This window comes from Variovorax sp. P1_G12, assembly GCF_056405555.1.
In genome coordinates, this window is record NZ_JBFUBW010000025.1 from 59403 (window position 1) to 74875 (window position 15473).

At 67.3% G+C, this 15473-nt stretch carries 18 protein-coding genes, 1 pseudogene and 1 riboswitch; of the genes and pseudogenes, 12 read left to right on the top strand and 7 right to left on the bottom strand.

Annotated features, from left to right (window positions below):
* Positions 1–8: 8 nt before the first annotated feature.
* The 5 genes and pseudogenes from AC1D2O_RS25485 to crcB form a co-directional block, all read right to left on the bottom strand.
* The gene (locus tag AC1D2O_RS25485; protein ID WP_478158114.1) at positions 9–290 is read right to left on the bottom strand and encodes a hypothetical protein; all 282 of its coding nucleotides are present in this window, start codon (positions 288–290) and stop codon (positions 9–11) included.
* A 119-nt stretch (positions 291–409) separates the two neighbouring features.
* Positions 410–814 (bottom strand): universal stress protein, encoded by a 405-nt coding sequence (locus AC1D2O_RS25490; protein ID WP_478087280.1) that lies wholly within the window; start codon positions 812–814, stop codon positions 410–412.
* Between the two features lie 299 nt (positions 815–1113).
* The gene (locus AC1D2O_RS25495) at positions 1114–1437 is read right to left on the bottom strand and encodes a DUF190 domain-containing protein (RefSeq protein ID WP_478087281.1); all 324 of its coding nucleotides are present in this window, start codon (positions 1435–1437) and stop codon (positions 1114–1116) included.
* A gap of 62 nt (positions 1438–1499) precedes the next feature.
* A pseudogene (locus AC1D2O_RS25500) lies at positions 1500–1670 on the bottom strand (HIT family protein); the annotation flags it as partial.
* Between the two features lie 11 nt (positions 1671–1681).
* Positions 1682–2071: a fluoride efflux transporter CrcB gene (gene crcB, locus AC1D2O_RS25505; protein WP_478087282.1), complete on the bottom strand. Its 390-nt coding sequence runs from the start codon at positions 2069–2071 to the stop codon at positions 1682–1684.
* An 89-nt stretch (positions 2072–2160) separates the two neighbouring features.
* Positions 2161–2224: riboswitch (Fluoride riboswitch) on the bottom strand.
* A gap of 125 nt (positions 2225–2349) precedes the next feature.
* On the opposite strand from crcB, the gene AC1D2O_RS25510 reads away from it, so the two are divergent.
* Together AC1D2O_RS25510 and AC1D2O_RS25515 are read left to right on the top strand one after the other, a co-directional pair.
* Complete coding sequence (locus AC1D2O_RS25510; protein ID WP_478087309.1) at positions 2350–3327, top strand: Bug family tripartite tricarboxylate transporter substrate binding protein; 978 nt, start codon at positions 2350–2352, stop codon at positions 3325–3327.
* Between the two features lie 20 nt (positions 3328–3347).
* Complete coding sequence (locus tag AC1D2O_RS25515; protein WP_478087284.1) at positions 3348–4247, top strand: NAD(P)-dependent oxidoreductase; 900 nt, start codon at positions 3348–3350, stop codon at positions 4245–4247.
* An 88-nt stretch (positions 4248–4335) separates the two neighbouring features.
* On the opposite strand, the gene AC1D2O_RS25520 is transcribed toward AC1D2O_RS25515, so the two are convergent.
* Positions 4336–5244 (bottom strand): LysR substrate-binding domain-containing protein, encoded by a 909-nt coding sequence (locus tag AC1D2O_RS25520; protein ID WP_478087286.1) that lies wholly within the window; start codon positions 5242–5244, stop codon positions 4336–4338.
* 143 nt (positions 5245–5387) lie between these two features.
* Between AC1D2O_RS25520 and AC1D2O_RS25525 the strand changes: the two genes are divergently transcribed.
* The 10 genes from AC1D2O_RS25525 to AC1D2O_RS25570 all read left to right on the top strand — a co-directional run bounded on the left by AC1D2O_RS25525 (position 5388) and on the right by AC1D2O_RS25570 (position 14693).
* Complete coding sequence (locus AC1D2O_RS25525; protein WP_478158115.1) at positions 5388–6080, top strand: substrate-binding domain-containing protein; 693 nt, start codon at positions 5388–5390, stop codon at positions 6078–6080.
* 26 nt (positions 6081–6106) lie between these two features.
* Positions 6107–7483, top strand: a complete 1377-nt coding sequence (locus tag AC1D2O_RS25530) for an MFS transporter (RefSeq protein ID WP_478087290.1) — start codon at positions 6107–6109, stop codon at positions 7481–7483.
* A gap of 43 nt (positions 7484–7526) precedes the next feature.
* Positions 7527–8555 (top strand): amidohydrolase family protein, encoded by a 1029-nt coding sequence (locus AC1D2O_RS25535; RefSeq protein ID WP_478087292.1) that lies wholly within the window; start codon positions 7527–7529, stop codon positions 8553–8555.
* A gap of 20 nt (positions 8556–8575) precedes the next feature.
* The gene (gene ligK, locus AC1D2O_RS25540; RefSeq protein ID WP_478087294.1) at positions 8576–9259 is read left to right on the top strand and encodes a 4-carboxy-4-hydroxy-2-oxoadipate aldolase/oxaloacetate decarboxylase; all 684 of its coding nucleotides are present in this window, start codon (positions 8576–8578) and stop codon (positions 9257–9259) included.
* A gap of 28 nt (positions 9260–9287) precedes the next feature.
* Entirely contained in the window at positions 9288–10286 is a 999-nt protein-coding gene (locus AC1D2O_RS25545) for a Bug family tripartite tricarboxylate transporter substrate binding protein (protein ID WP_478087295.1), read from the top strand.
* Positions 10287–10290: 4 nt separating this feature from the next.
* Positions 10291–11208 (top strand): amidohydrolase family protein, encoded by a 918-nt coding sequence (locus AC1D2O_RS25550; RefSeq protein ID WP_478087297.1) that lies wholly within the window; start codon positions 10291–10293, stop codon positions 11206–11208.
* A complete protein-coding gene (gene ligA / locus AC1D2O_RS25555; RefSeq protein WP_478087299.1) occupies positions 11208–11648 on the top strand; it encodes a protocatechuate 4,5-dioxygenase subunit alpha in 441 nt (146 codons plus the stop codon). Before AC1D2O_RS25550 ends, ligA begins: the two co-directional genes overlap by 1 nt.
* A gap of 1 nt (position 11649) precedes the next feature.
* A complete protein-coding gene (locus tag AC1D2O_RS25560; RefSeq protein WP_478087301.1) occupies positions 11650–12504 on the top strand; it encodes a class III extradiol dioxygenase subunit beta in 855 nt (284 codons plus the stop codon).
* Positions 12501–13454, top strand: coding sequence for a Gfo/Idh/MocA family oxidoreductase (locus AC1D2O_RS25565; RefSeq protein ID WP_478087302.1), 954 nt, complete (start codon positions 12501–12503; stop codon positions 13452–13454). Before AC1D2O_RS25560 ends, AC1D2O_RS25565 begins: the two co-directional genes overlap by 4 nt.
* A gap of 231 nt (positions 13455–13685) precedes the next feature.
* Positions 13686–14693 carry an aldo/keto reductase gene (locus tag AC1D2O_RS25570; RefSeq protein ID WP_478087303.1) on the top strand — a complete coding sequence of 336 codons (1008 nt, stop codon included), beginning with the start codon at positions 13686–13688 and terminating at the stop codon, positions 14691–14693.
* 56 nt (positions 14694–14749) lie between these two features.
* On the opposite strand, the gene AC1D2O_RS25575 is transcribed toward AC1D2O_RS25570, so the two are convergent.
* On the bottom strand, positions 14750–15400 hold the full coding sequence (locus AC1D2O_RS25575) for a LysE/ArgO family amino acid transporter (RefSeq protein ID WP_478158116.1): 651 nt from the start codon (positions 15398–15400) through the stop codon (positions 14750–14752).
* Positions 15401–15473: the final 73 nt, after the last annotated feature.

Genomic DNA, 15473 nt, shown 5'->3' on the forward strand with positions numbered 1-15473 from the left:
GGCGATGTCTATCCAAATCCTGCCTTTCTGAGCCGTCGGTAAAACTCGCGGCAATCCTCAAGCCGAAAGATTCCGTTCGGCGCGTCTTGCAAGCGCCAGTTGGTAGAGCGCACCCGCATGAGGTCGGGGCGCCCGTCGACGCGGTAGAACGTGACGGCGACCAAGTAGGGGCCCGGAAACGTCAGCCTGAAGAACTCTTGTTCAATCGTCCGCGCCTCATGGACTTCGAGAATTGGCTTGGGTCGCCAGTGGGCGACCAAGGAACTGGCCATTGAATGGGCGTCGTTCATGCCGGTGCAGCGGGGTTTGCGAAAGCGAATATTGCCACGCGGGGATTTTTTGGGGCGCGTGGAATCGCCAGCCAAGTGCATGGCACGCGCGACGCGCTCGCCATCACCCGAGCGAGTCTTCAACTCGCGACAAGCACGCAGCAATGTGCATGATCGATGACGCGCTTGGCGAGAGACGCCTCCGATAGGCGACTCAGCAGCGTGCGCTTGCGATGGCCCATGACGATCAGATCGGCGCCGAGTCGATCTGCGGTCGCGACGATCTGTTCGGAGCAATTTCCCTCCACAACTTCCATCTCGAGATCGAGTTGTGAGTCCGCGCCCATCTTTCGCAATTGCGTCAGATACGCCCAGCACTTCACGCGAGCCTTGTCGATCGAGGCACGGGTCTCGACCTCGGCAGACCATGCGACGGCCACGACATGAAGAGGGGCATGGGCCAGCCGTGCGACTTCCATCGCGCGCTCGAACGCCAGATCCGCGGGCTTGGTTCCGTCGTACGCCAGGAGAATCTTGCTGAACATGGTGCGTCTCCTTTTCTGGATTTCCAGTCCTACCGCTGTACGGTCGCAGTGCTGCGCTTGGTCGATCCCTTTGTACGATAGACCCAACAATGCGGAAATGGTGCCGAAAGCATCACGGCGTAGACCCCGCCACCGGCGTGGTGGACATTGCGATGCCGGCCAGCCAACTCGCCGGCCAGGACCCGCCGAGACCGACGACGATCTCTCCGACGGGGCCGTGGCGACGCGAAGCCAGATCGACAGCAGCGTCGCGGCAAGCGACAACCCGAGCCGGAGCGAGGCCAGCGCCCAGGTGGAGGTCATGGTTCTGCCCCAACGACCCCCATCTCCAGCGGCACCTTGATGTAGAACAGCTTGAGCTTCTCGCCGGCCAGGTGCGCGAGAAAACTCTGCGCCTCCTGCTCGCTCAGCACGAAGCCGACCTCCACCGAGACATCGCCGGCGAGTTCGAAGAAATGCTCTTCGTGCAGCCTGCCGTGGCGGCCGAAGCCCGCGATGGCACGAAAGGCCGAGCCGCCATGGAGGCCCACTTTCTTGGCCTCCTCCAGGAGCCATTCATAGGCGAGTACGCCGTGATGGCGGCGTTTCTCCTGGACATAGAACTTGAGGTAGATGCCTTGCATGGTGGTCTCCTTAGGCTCGAGTGACTTGGTTCCATAGGACTGCTTGTTGGGGCCAAGGCGAGCAGCGCCTGCCGCTCGTCGGCGGTCGTCTCGAAGAAGTCCGCGACATGGCGCCGGGTGACGATCAGGATGTGTCCTGGCGACACCGGATACACGTCCCAACGCGCGATCGCGAGCGCGTTGGCGAGCACGGCATCGTCGTCATTGCAGAAGGGACAGGCGGGGGGGGCCATGGCAGTCTCCACTAGGCCCTGACGAAGAGCGCGTTGGCGATCAGGATGCCGATCCCGGTGAGGATCAGCGAGCCGGCGAGGTGCACGCTCGCCGCACCCAAGGCCCACCAGTGCTCGTGCCGGCCGATCAATGTCACGACCTCGACCGAGAACGTGGAAAACGTCGTCAGGCCGCCCATGAAGCCGGTGATGATCAGCAGCCGCCATTCAGGTGCGAGGCCACTGTTGTGGGTGAAGAAGGCGCTGGCCACGCCAACCAGCAAGCCGCCGATGAGATTGGCGGCCAGTGTGCCCAGGGGAATCGTGGGGAACACCGGGTTCAGCCAGCCACCCAGCCACCAACGCAGCAAGGCACCGCAACCGGCACCGCCGAAGACTGCAAGAAAAGAAAGGCCGCCCATGTCGCTCCTTGGTTAAGGGGGCCGAAGCGACCGGTGCGGCAATGGCGCGCGAGTTGCGCATCAAAAATGCCTACGCCGGTCCACGCTGGACCCGGGTAGGCATCATCAGCCCGAATGGGCGGTCAAGGGAGGAATGCCATCTCCGCTGCAATCCAGCATATCGATCGAGCCCTTTGTAACGACGCGTTCATGGCGAAAAGCGTGGCACACCAGGTCGGTTTGGCAAAAGCAGCGGCCTACACTGGCAGCCCCAGAAAATGAAGGAACTTCCCATGCGCATGGAGCGTCGACCGCTTCTTCTTTCCTTGGCGGCCATCGGCCTCGCCGCCGCCCTGCCGTTCGCGGCCCGTGCCGACAGCCGCGACACCCAGCCGATCCGCCTGGTCGTGCCCTTCGGTGCCGGCGGGGTCGCCGACCTCACGGCGCGCGTGGTCGGCAAGGCCATGGCCAGCCAGCTGAATCAACCCGTGATCGTCGACAACCGCCCCGGGGCCGGCGGCGTGGTGGCCGGCACGATGGTGGCCTCGGCCGCGCCCGACGGCCTCACGCTGCTGCTGATGAGCAACGGCACGGCGGTCAGCGAGGGCCTGTTCCAGCGCCTGCCTTTCGACACCCGCAAGGATTTCGCGCCGGTCTCGCTGCTGGGCTATTTCGACATCGCGATCGTGGTGCCCGAGAACTCGCCGCTGCGCAGCCTCGCGGACCTGGTGGCGGCCGCCAAGGCGCGGCCGGGCGCGCTGAACATCGGCACGGTCAACATCGGCAGCACGCAGAACCTGGCAGCGGAGCTGTTCAAGAGCCGGGCCGGCATCGACGCCCAGGTGGTGCCTTTCAACGGCACGCCGGCCGTGGTGACGGCGCTGCGCAGCGGCCAGATCGACGCCGGCGTCGAGATCCTGTCGCCGGTCATGCCGCAGATCACGGGGAAGGCACTTCGCGTGCTGGCCGTGATGGGCGAGAAGCGCAACCCGGCCCTGCCCAATGTGCCCACGGCGGCCGAAAGCGCCGGCATCAAGGGCTTCGACGTGCGCTCCTGGAACGCGCTGGCCGCACCGGCGAAGACGCCGCGCGAGCGGATCGACCGGCTCAACCGCGCGGTGCGCTCGGCGCTGGCATCGCCCGAAGTCCAGCAGCAGCTGGCCGCACTGAACGTGCAGCCGCGTGCCAGCAGCCCCGAAGAACTGGCGGCGCTGCTCGACAGCGACATCCGCCGCTGGAGCGGCGTGATCGCCGCCGCGCACATCCCGCGGCAGTAGATTTCCAGACGAGGACAGACATGCAACTCGAACACATCGGCCTGATCGGCTATGGAGAGGTGGGCAAGACCTTCGCGCTCGGTCTCAAGGACAAGCCCGGCGTCCAGACGGTCGGCGCCTGGGACCTGAAGTTCATCGACCCGGCGCGCCAGGCGAGCGAGCAGGCGCACGCGGCGCAGGCCGGCGTGGTGGCGCACCCGTCCATGGGTGCGCTGTGCCAGGCCAGCACGCTGGTGATTTCCGCCGTCACCGCCTCGAACACGCTGGGCGTGGCGCAGGAGGCGGCGCCGCAGCTGCGCCCGGGCACCGTCTTCCTCGACCTCAACTCGGCCTCGCCCGGGACCAAGCAGCAGTGCGCGGCGCTGGTCGAAGCCGCCGGCGCGCATTACGTCGAAGCCGGCGTGATGACCTCCGTGCCGCCTTACGGCATCCGCGTGCCGATGCTGCTCGGTGGCGAGCGCGCGGCCGCATTGGCCGAGGCCCTGTCCGCCTGGGGCCTGGACACGAAGGCCGTGAGCGAGCGCCTGGGCGTCGCCAGCGCGATCAAGATGAGCCGCAGCGTGATGATCAAGGGCCTCGAGGCACTGGTCATCGAAAGCTACGCCACGGCGCGCGCCTACGGTGTGGAAGACCATGTGCTGCCGACCCTGCAGGAAACATTTCCGAGCATCGACTGGAGCCGGCAGGGCGCCTACTTCTTCAGCCGCGTGGTGCAGCACGGCCAGCGCCGGGCCGAGGAAATGCGGGAAGCCGCCAACACGGTGCGCGAGGCCGGCTTCGCGCCGACCATGACGGCGGCCATCGCCGACAAGCAGCAGTGGGTGGCCGACCAGGCCAGGGCCGGCGTGTTCGACGGGCTCGACGCGCAGTCGCCCTGGCAGGACTACGCCGACCGCCTGCTGGCCGCGCGCAAGGACTGAGCCCCCACGCTCGTCACTTCGTGTACTCGCTGCCCCCCGAGGGGGCGCAGTCCGCCTTGGGGCGGCCCGGCGGCGGACTGAGGCCTTTTCAGCCCTTGAGAAGGGTCTCGGCGGTGTTGCGGATCAGGTCCAGCGTCGCCTGCTGCGTCAGCGTCGCGCGCCGCAGCGCGCTGACCGCGGTGAAGACCGGGATGCGCAGCGGCGGCGACACGATCTCGCGCAGGGTGTAGGCCGAGGGGTTGATCGAGCGGATCACCGCGTTGCGCGACAGGATCGCGAAGCCGGCGCCGTCGGCGACCAGGTCGAGCATCGCCGACACGCCATCGATCTCGAGCGCCACATGCGGCGTGCAGCCGATGCCGGCCATCTCGGATTCCACGTACATCCGGATCGCATTGGGCCGGCTCGGGATCACCAGCGGCAGCCGGGCCACCTCGGCCAGCGCCATCGGTGCCGGCGGCGGGTCTTCCTGCAGCCCGGGCGGACGGCGGCCGACCAGCAGCAGGGACTGGTCCAGCAGCCGCTGCACGTCGAGCCCGGGCATCGGCCGGGCGTCGTAGAGCACCGCGATGTCCAGCCCGCCATGCAGCACCTGGTCCTGCATCGCGGTCGAGAGGTTTTCGCTGATCGACAGCTGCGCCTGCGGCATCTGCTCGCGGAAGGCACGGGTCAGCGGCACCGTCAGCACGCGCGCGATGCTGGGCGGCAGGCCGACCGCCACCCGGCCGGCCAGCGAGCCGCGCACGCGGTCGAGCTCTTCGCGGGCGCGCTCCACCTGATGGAGGATGCCGCGCCCGTGGGCCAGCAGCACCTGCCCGGCCTCGGTCGGCGTGGCGCCGCGGCCATTGCGCACCAGCAGGTTCTGCCGCAGCTCGACCTCGAGCAGGCGCACCTGCCGGCTCAGCGCCGGCTGCGCCACTTTCAGCGCCACGGCGGCACGCGTGAAGCTGCCCAACTCGGCGACGCGAACGAAATACGCCAGCTGTTTCAGGTCCACGGGGCTTCTCCAGGCTCAGCCGCTGATGATATGCCGATTTGTTCTAGCTGCTAGTGGCTTATGGCAAATCTCGCAGGGCCATACCGCCGCAAAATCCGCTCCATCGAGCCGGCCGCACCGGCATTGGAGACAAGGCGAAAAGCATGCAGAAGACCGCGATCAAGGGGATTTCGTCGATGGCCACCCGCCAGGTGCTGGCCGATCTGGTGGCCGCCTTCGAGCAGCGCTCGGGGGCCTCGGTCACGATCGAATCGGTCGGCGGCGTCGATGCCGCCAAGCGGGTCCTGGCCGGCGAGCCCTTCGACGTCGTCGTGCTGGCTTCCGACGCCATCGACAAGCTGATCGCCGCCGGCCGCATCGAGGCCGGCAGCAAGACCGACCTGGTGCGCTCCGGCGTCGCGGTGGCCGTGAAGGCGGGCGCCGCGCATCCCGACATCGGCTCCGAGGAAGCGCTGCGCAGCGCCGTGCTGGCCGCCCGCAGCCTCAGCTATTCGACCGGCCCGAGCGGCGTCGCGCTGGCCGCGCTGTTCGAGCGCTGGGGCATCGCCGAGCAGATCAAGGCGCGCATCATGCAGGCGCCCCCGGGCGTGCCGGTCGGCACCCTGGTCGCTCGCGGCGAGGTCGAGCTGGGCTTCCAGCAGCTCAGCGAACTGATCCATGTCGAGGGCATCGACCTGCTGGGCCCGATGCCGCCCGCGGTCCAGATCGTCACCACTTTTTCCGCTGGCGTCGGCACCGGATCGGCCCAGGCCGAGACGGTGCGTGCCATGCTGGCCTTCATGGCCTCGCCCGAGGCCGACGCCGCGAAGCGCGCGCAGGGCATGGACCCGGCCTGAGCAACCCGTACGGAATCGCAGGGATCATGAACAAAGCAAACAACACGCCGCTGGACGTCCAGGCGTTCTTCAATTCGCAGGGCTTCTCCGGCTATCAGTGGCTGATCTTCGGCCTGTGCTTCCTGGTGGTCCTGCTCGACGGCTTCGACACCGCCGCCATCGGCTACATCGCGCCTTCGCTGATCGGCGAGTGGGGCGTGTCCAAGCCCGCGCTGGCGCCGGTGCTCAGTGCGGCGCTGTTCGGGCTGGCAGCGGGCGCCCTGAGCGCCGGCCCGCTGGCCGACAGGTTCGGCCGCCGGGCGGTGCTGACCGCATCGGTGCTCGTGTTCGGCCTGGCGAGCCTGGCGTCCAGCTTCGCCGGCAGCCTCGAGGGCCTGACCGCCCTGCGTTTCGTGACCGGGCTGGGCCTCGGCGCGGCCATGCCCAATGCCGTCACCCTGACCAGCGAATACTGCCCGGACAAGCAACGCTCGATGCTGACCAACGCGATGTTCTGCGGCTTTCCGCTGGGGGCGGCTTTCGGCGGCTTCCTGGCCGCCTGGATGATTCCGCACTGGGGCTGGCGCAGCGTGCTGCTGCTGGGGGGCATCGTGCCCGTGGTGCTGGCGCTGCTGATGCTCGTGGTGCTGCCGGAATCGGTGCGCTACATGGTGGCCCGGGGACAGCCGAGCGAACGCATCCGCCGCGTGCTGGTGCGCATCTCCGCCACGGCGGCAACGGCGACCTCCTTCGTCCTGACCGAGCGGCAGGCCGGCCCGGCGGCGGGCAGCGGGCTGGCGCTGGTGCTGGGGCGCAGCCACCGCATCGGCTCCTTCATGCTCTGGCTGGCCTACTTCATGGGCCTGGTCATCTTCTATGCGCTGATCAACTGGATGCCGATCCTGCTCAAGGACGCCGGCATGGATCCGCACAAGGCCGTGCTGGTGGCGGCGCTGTTTCCGCTGGGGGGCGTCGGTGCCGTGTTCTGCGGCTGGCTGATGGACCGCTTCAATGCCAACCGGATCATTGCCGTCGGCTATGCGCTGACCGCCCTGTCGGTCTACCTGATCGGCCAGACCGTGGGCAACGACGGCTGGCTGGTGGTGATGGTGTTCGTCGCCGGCACCATCATGAACACGGCGCAGTCGTCGATGCCCGCGCTGGCCGCGGTCTTCTACCCCACGCAGGGCCGGGCCACCGGCGTCGCCTGGATGCTCGGCATCGGCCGCTTCGGCGGCATCGCGGGCTCGTTCCTGGTGGCCGAGCTGGCGGCCCGCAGCCTGGGCTTCGACCGCATCTTCACCATCGTGGCCATTCCGGGCCTGATCGCCACCGCGGCCCTGGTCGTCAAGCAGTGGGTCCATCCGCAAGCGCCTGTGGGCCGGAGCCTGCGCGACCCCGCCGCGGAACCCGTGGCCCATTGAACCCCTCACCGTCATCGACCTTTCAGTCCCAGGAGCACACGACATGATCATCGACGTCCACGGTCACTACACGACCGCCCCTGCCGCACTCGGCGCCTGGCGCGACCTGCAGATCGCCGGCCTCAAGGATCCGTCCAAGGCGCCCAAGGCCAGCGACCTCCAGATCAGCGACGACGACATCCGCGAGACCATCGAGAACAACCAGCTCAAGCTCATGAAGGAGCGCGGCTCCGACTTGACCATCTTCAGCCCGCGCGCCAGCTTCATGGCCCACCACATCGGCGACTTCGAGACCTCGTCGACCTGGGCCGCGATCTGCAACGAGCTCTGCTATCGGGTCAGCCAGCTGTTCCCCGACCACTTCATCCCGGCCGCGATGCTGCCGCAGTCGCCGGGCGTCGACCCCAAGACCTGCATCCCCGAGCTCGAGCGCTGCGTCAAGGAATACGGCAACGTCGGCATCAACCTGAACCCCGACCCGAGCGGCGGCCACTGGACCAGCCCGCCCTTGAGCGACCGCCAGTGGTACCCGATCTACGAGAAGATGGTCGAGTACGACATCCCCGCGATGATCCACGTCAGCACCAGCTGCAACCCGGCCTTCCACACCACCGGCTCGCACTACCTCAACGCCGACACCACGGCCTTCATGCAGTGCCTGACCTCGGACCTGTTCAAGGACTTCCCGACGCTGCGCTTCCTGATCCCGCACGGCGGCGGCGCGGTGCCGTATCACTGGGGGCGTTTCCGCGGTCTCGCGCAAGAGCTCAAGAAGCCGCTGCTCGACGAGCACCTGCTCAACAACATCTACTTCGACACCTGCGTCTACCACCAGCCGGGCATCGACCTGTTGAACACCGTGATTCCGGTCAAGAACGTGCTCTTCGCCTCCGAGATGATCGGTGCGGTGCGCGGGATCGACCCGACCACCGGCCACTACTACGACGACACCAAGCGCTACATCGAGTCGAGCAAGATCCTGAGCGACGCCGACCGCCACCAGATCTACGAAGGCAATGCGCGCCGCGTGTTCCCGCGGCTCGACGCCGCCCTGAAGGCCAAGGGCCTCTGACCATTCAAGGAGACATGACCATGTACGAACTCGGAGTCGTCTATCGCAACATCCAGCGCACCGACCGCGCCACGGCCGACGCGCTGGCCAAGCTCGGCTCGGCCACGGTGCACGAGGCCATGGGCCGCGTCGGCCTGCTCAAGCCCTACATGCGGCCGATCTATCCCGGCGTGCAGGTGTCGGGCACAGCGGTCACGGTGCTGCTGCAGCCCGGCGACAACTGGATGATGCATGTGGCGGCGGAGCAGATCCAGCCCGGCGACGTGGTGGTGGCGGCGGTCACGGCCGAATGCACCGACGGCTATTTCGGCGACCTGCTGGCCACCAGCTTCCAGGCCCGCGGCGCCCGCGCGCTGATCATCGACGCCGGCGTGCGCGACGTGAAGACCCTGCAGGAAATGAACTTCCCGGTCTGGAGCCGCGCGATCTCGTCCAAGGGCACCATCAAGGCCACGCTCGGCTCGGTCAACATCCCGGTGGTCTGTGCCGGCATGCTGGTGACGCCCGGCGACGTGATCGTGGCCGACGACGACGGCGTGGTCTGCGTGCCCCGCGCAATGGCGGCCAAGGCACTCGAGGCCGCTGTGGCGCGTGAAGCCAACGAAGGCGCCAAGCGCGAGAAGCTGGCTTCCGGCGTGCTCGGCCTCGACATGTACAAGATGCGCGAGCCCCTCGAGAAGGCCGGCCTGCGCTATATCGACTGATTTCCTTCCATCCTCACCTGATCCTCCCATGCCAATCACTCGACGCTTCCTGACGAACCGCACGCTCGCCCTCGCTGCCGGCGCACTGTCCGCCGCAGCCTTGCCGATGGGTGCCTTCGCCCAGCAGTTCCCGACCAAGCCGGTGCGCATCATCACGCCGTTCCCGGTCGGCGGCGGTCCGGACGGCGTGGCGCGCCTGGTGGCCGACAAGCTCTCGCGTGCCTGGGGCCAGCCGGTGGTGGTGGAAAACCGTCCGGGCGGCAACGGCTTCATCGCCATCGACGCCTTCAAGCGCGGCGCCAAGGACGGCACCGACATGATCGTGCTCGACAACGTGCACCTGGCGGCCTACCCGGCGCTGTTCAAGAAGCTGCCCTACGACCCGGTGAAGGACTTCGACACGCTGCTGCCGCTGTTCAAGACCTACTTCTTCTTCACGGTCGCGACCGACAGCAAGTACAAGACGGTCGGCGACATCATCGCCGACGCCAAGGCCCATCCGGGCAAGCTCAACTTCGGTTCCTGGTCGATCGGCAACCCGGTGCACCTGGGCTCCGAGATGTTCGCATCCGCCACCGGCATCAAGATGGAGCACGTGCTCTACAAGGAAACCACGCAGCTCTACACCTCGGTGTCGACCGGCGAACTGGCCTTCGCGCTGGGCAGCGCCGCCACCGCGGGCCCGCTGCAGCGCGCCGGCAAGCTGCGCTTCCTGGCCGTGACCGCGCCGCAGCGCAACGCCAGCTTCCCGGACGTGCCCACGGTGGGCGAGTCGGGCGGCCCGAAGGGCTTCGAGGTCACGGGCTGGAACGCGATCGCGGTGCCGCCGGGCCTGCCGCCGGCGGTCACCGACAAGATCAAGAAGGACATCGAGACCGCGCTGGCCAGCCCCGACGTGCTGGAGAAGTTCAAGAGCTTCGGCTATGAACCCTTCCCGCAGACACGCGACCAGTTCAACCAATTCGTCAAGGCCGAGACGCAGCGCTTCGGCGACGTGATCCGCAAGGCCAACATCACCCTGGACTGAGACCATGACCACCTTCACCAAGACCCCGGGCTGGCTCGACTGGTACGCGGGCCCCTCGAAGCCGCGCTTCCAGGTGCCGGCCGGTAGCGTCGACGCGCATTGCCACGTGTTCGGCCCGGGCGACCAGTTCCCCTTCGCGCCCGAGCGCAAGTACACGCCCTGCGACGCCTCGAAGGATCAGCTGTTCGCGCTGCGCGATCACCTGGGCTTCGACAAGAACGTGGTCGTGCAGGCCACCTGCCACGGCGCCGACAACCGCGCCATGGTCGATGCGCTGAAGGCCTCCAACGGCCGCGCCAAGGGCATCGCCACGGTCAAGCGCAGCATCAGCGACGCCGAGCTGAAGGAACTGCACGAGGCCGGCGTGCGCGGCGTGCGCTTCAACTTCGTCAAGCGGCTGGTCGACTTCACGCCCAAGGACGAGCTGCTCGAAATCGCGAACCGCATCGCGCCGCTCGGCTGGCATGTGGTGATCTACTTCGAGGCGGTCGACCTGCCCGAGCTGTGGGACTTCTTCACCGCCCTGCCGACCACGGTGGTGGTCGACCACATGGGCCGCCCCGATGTCAGCAAGCCGATCGACGGCCCCGAGTTCGAGCTGTTCCTGAAGTTCATGCGCGAGCACACCAACGTCTGGAGCAAGGTCAGCTGCCCCGAGCGCCTGTCGCTCACCGGCCCGAAGGCCCTGAACGGCGAGCAGGCGGCCTACCAGGACGTCGTGCCCTTCGCCCGCAAGGTGGTCGAGAGCTTCCCGGACCGCGTGCTGTGGGGCACCGACTGGCCGCATCCGAACCTCAAGGACCACATGCCCGACGACGGCCTGCTGGTCGATTTCATCCCGCAGATCGCGACCACCGCCGAGCTGCAGCGCAAGCTGCTGGTCGACAACCCGACGCGCCTGTACTGGCCGGAGATCAAGTAATGTCGCTCGAAAAACCCTACAAGGACGTACCCGGCACGACCATCTTCGACGCCGAGCAATCGCGCCTCGGCTACCACCTGAACCAGTTCTGCATGTCGCTCATGAAGGCCGCCAACCGCGAGCGCTTCAAGGCCGACGAGCGGGCCTACCTCGACGAATGGCCGATGACCGAGGCGCAGAAGCAGGCCGTGCTGGCGCGCGACCTCAACCGCTGCATCGCGCTCGGCGGCAACATCTACTTCCTGGCCAAGATCGGCGCCACCGACGGCAAGAGCTTCCAGCAGATGGCCGGCAGCATGACCGGCATGACCGAGGAGGAGTACCGCGACATGATGATCCACGGCGGCCGCTCGGTCGAAGGCAATCGCCGCATCGGCGAGGACGGCAGCGCGCAGGCGCATCGGCAGCCGCAAGGCGCCGCAGGCAAGAAGGCAAACTGACATGGCACGCATCACCGCATCCGTCTACACCTCGCACGTGCCCGCCATCGGCGCCGCGCTCGACCTCGGCAAGTCGAACGAGCCCTACTGGCAGCCGCTGTTCGCGGGCTACGACTTCTCCAAGCAATGGATGAAGGACAACAAGCCCGACGTCGTGTTCCTGGTCTTCAACGACCATGCCACGGCCTTCAGCCTGGACATGATCCCGACCTTCGCGATCGGCACCGCCGATTCGTACCAGCCGGCCGACGAGGGCTGGGGCCCGCGCCCCGTGCCGACGGTCATGGGCCATGCGCCGCTGGCCGCGCACATCGCGCAGAGCGTGATCCAGCAGGACTTCGACCTCACCATCGTCAACAAGATGGACGTCGACCACGGCCTCACGGTGCCGCTGTCGCTGATGTGCGGCCAGCCTGAGGCCTGGCCCTTCCCGGTGATTCCGTTCGCGGTCAACGTGGTGCAGTACCCGGTGCCGAGCGGCCGCCGCTGCTTCATGCTGGGCCAGGCGATCCGCCGCGCGGTCGAGTCCTATGACGAAGACCTCAACGTGCAGATCTGGGGCACCGGCGGCATGAGCCACCAGCTGCAGGGCCCGCGCGCCGGCCTGATCAACGCCGAGTGGGACAACAAGTTCCTCGACCGCCTGATCGCCGACCCCGACGATCTCTCGAAGATGCCGCACATCGACTACGTGCGCGAAGCCGGCTCCGAGGGCATCGAGCTCGTGATGTGGCTGATCGCGCGCGGCGCCATGTCCGACGTCGCCGGCGGCAAGCCGCCGAAAGTCGCGCGCCGTTTCTTCCACGTTCCCGCGTCCAACACGGCCGTGGGCCATCTCATCCTGGAGAACCAATGACCAAGACCATCAAAGTCGCCCTCGCCGGCGCCGGCGCCTTCGGCATCAAGCACCTCGACGGCATCAAGAACATCGACGGCGTGGAAGTCGTCTCGCTGGTCAGCCGCGAACTCGACAAGACGCGTGAAGTGGCGGCCAAGTACGGCATCGGCCACGTCACGACCGACCTGGCCGAATCGCTGGCGCTGAAGGAAGTCGATGCCGTGATCCTGTGCACGCCGACGCAGATGCACGCCTCGCAGAGCATCGCCGCGCTCAAGGCCGGCAAGCATGTGCAGGTCGAGATCCCGCTGGCCGATTCGCTCAAGGACGCGCAAGCGGTGGTCGACCTGCAGAAGGAAACCGGCCTGGTCGCGATGTGCGGCCACACGCGCCGCTTCAACCCCAGCCACCAGTGGGTGCACCACAAGATCAAGGCCGGCGAGTTCAACATCCAGCAGATGGATGTGCAGACCTACTTCTTTCGCCGCACCAACATGAATGCGCTGGGCCAGGCGCGCAGCTGGACCGACCACCTGCTGTGGCACCACGCGGCCCACACGGTCGATCTCTTCGCCTACCAGGCCGGCAGCCCGATCGTGAAGGCCAATGCGGTGCAGGGCCCGATCCATCCCACGCTGGGCATCGCGATGGACATGTCGATCCAGCTGCAGGCGGCCAACGGCGCGATCTGCACGCTGTCGCTGTCCTTCAACAACGAAGGCCCGCTGGGCACATTCTTCCGCTACATCGGCGACACCGGCACCTACATCGCGCGCTACGACGACCTCTTCACCGGCAAGGAAGAGCCGATCGACGTCTCGAAGGTGGACGTGTCGATGAACGGCATCGAGCTGCAGGACCGCGAGTTCTTCGCCGCCATCCGCGAAGGCCGCGAGCCGAACTCGAGCGTGGCCCAGGTGCTGCCCTGCTACCAGGTGCTGCAGAAGCTGGAACAGCAATTGGCATGAAGCACCCCCGATGCGCCTGCGGCGCCCCGAGTCGCTGCCAGAGGCAGCGGCTCTTCGGGTCCGTCCAAGCCTGCGCAGGCAGGCTTGGAGCCGCGGACCTCAGCCCCTCGAGGGGGCTATACCGGCGGCCCGGCAAAGCCGGTTCCGCGGTATCCCTGGACTTGGGGAGTGACGGTTTCGGGCGTCGCGGGTCACGCGATCGCGTGCTGGAGCACTAGGATGAAAAACGCTATGCACAAGCGACAACTCGGCCCCTTCCCGGTCAGCGCCATCGGCCTGGGCTGCATGAACCTGAGCCACGCCTACGGCGTGCCGCCGTCGGCGGCGCAGGGCGAGCGGCTGCTGCTGGCGGCGCTTGACGCCGGCGTGACCCTGTTCGACACCGCGGCGCTCTATGGCTTCGGCGCCAACGAGGAGCTGGTCGGGCGCGTGCTCAAGCCGCACCGCAGCGCCATCACGCTGGCCAGCAAGGGCGGCATGGCCGGCGTGCGCGGCGACGACGGCACGGTGCGCCGGGTGATCGACGGTCGTCCGGCCACGCTGCGCCGCAATTGCGTGGACAGCCTGCGCCGCCTGCAGACCGAGGTCATCGACCTCTACTACTTGCACCGCTGGGACAAGTCGGTGCCGATCGAGGACTCGGTGGGCGAGCTGTCGCGCCTGGTGGAAGAGGGCAAGCTTCGGGCGCTGGGGCTGTCGGAAGTCTCGGCGGCCACGCTGCGCCGCGCGCATGCGGTGCACCCGATCGCCGCGGTGCAGAACGAGTATTCGCTCTGGAGTCGCAACACCGAGATCGGCGTTCTGCAGGCTTGCCGCGAACTGGGCGCGGCGCTGGTCGCGTTCAGCCCGCTGGCGCGTGGCTTCCTGTGCGATGTGCTGCATGACGTGTCGACGCTCGACGCGAAGGACATCCGGCGCGCGATGCCGCGTTTCTCGGCCGAGAACTACGCGCGCAACCTCGAACTGCTGCCGGCCTACACGGTGCTCGCACGCGAGGCCGGTTGCACGCCGGCCCAGCTGGCGCTGGCCTGGCTGCTCGCACGCAGCGGCGACATCATCCCGATTCCAGGCACCACGAGCCTCGACCACCTGCACGAGAACCTGCAGGCCGCCGAGGTGCGGTTGACGCCCGAGCTTTTCGCACGGGTCGATGCGCTGATCAACCAGCGCACCGTGGTCGGTGAACGCTACGGCGCGCAGAGCAGTACCGAGGTCGATACCGAAGTCTTCGCGGATTGACGTCAGCGGCCTGGCCGCAAGGAGTTGCGCCAGGTCGGAGACGTTGACCTCTGAAGTCAAAAGCCCGTGAAGGCGCGACCAACCAAAAGCGCAGCCAACACCATCATGGTCAGGCCAACCAGACCGTCCAGCATCTGCCAGGCTCGCGGACGAGCAAACCAGGGTGCGAGCCAGCGCGCGCCATAGCCTAGAAGTCCGAACCAGAACATGCTGGCCGTGCTTGCGCCGGCGACGAACCACCCACGTAGCGCCCCGGGCTGCTGCGCGCCGATGCTGCCGACCAAGAGCACGGTGTCCAGGTAGACATGCGGGTTGAGCAGCGTGAAGGCAGCGGCCTGCGCCACGGCTGCACCCCGGCTGAAAGCCGCATTCCCTTCCGCTACCCGCAACTGATGCGGTTGACGTGCACGGCGAAGCGCCTGGGTCCCATAGACTGCCAAGAAGACGGCGCCAGCCAGCGCTAGCGCTCGCGCCAGCCCGGGACGTTCACCCAAGGCCTGCGCCATGCCCAAGACCCCCGCGGCAATCAGCGCCCCGTCTGCCACCGCGCAGAACAACACAACGGGTCCCACATGCTCGCGGCGCAGCCCCTGGCGCAGGACGAAGGCGTTCTGGGCACCGATGGCAACAATGAGCCCCAAACTCAGGGCCAGGCCCTGGATGAAGACCGGAAGCGCGAGCGAATCGGCGTCTGGAAAGTTCAGCATGGGCGAAGCTTGCCTGTGCGAGCCAATGAAGACAAACTATCTTTCCTAAGCTCGCTTTAGAGAAACTTACTTC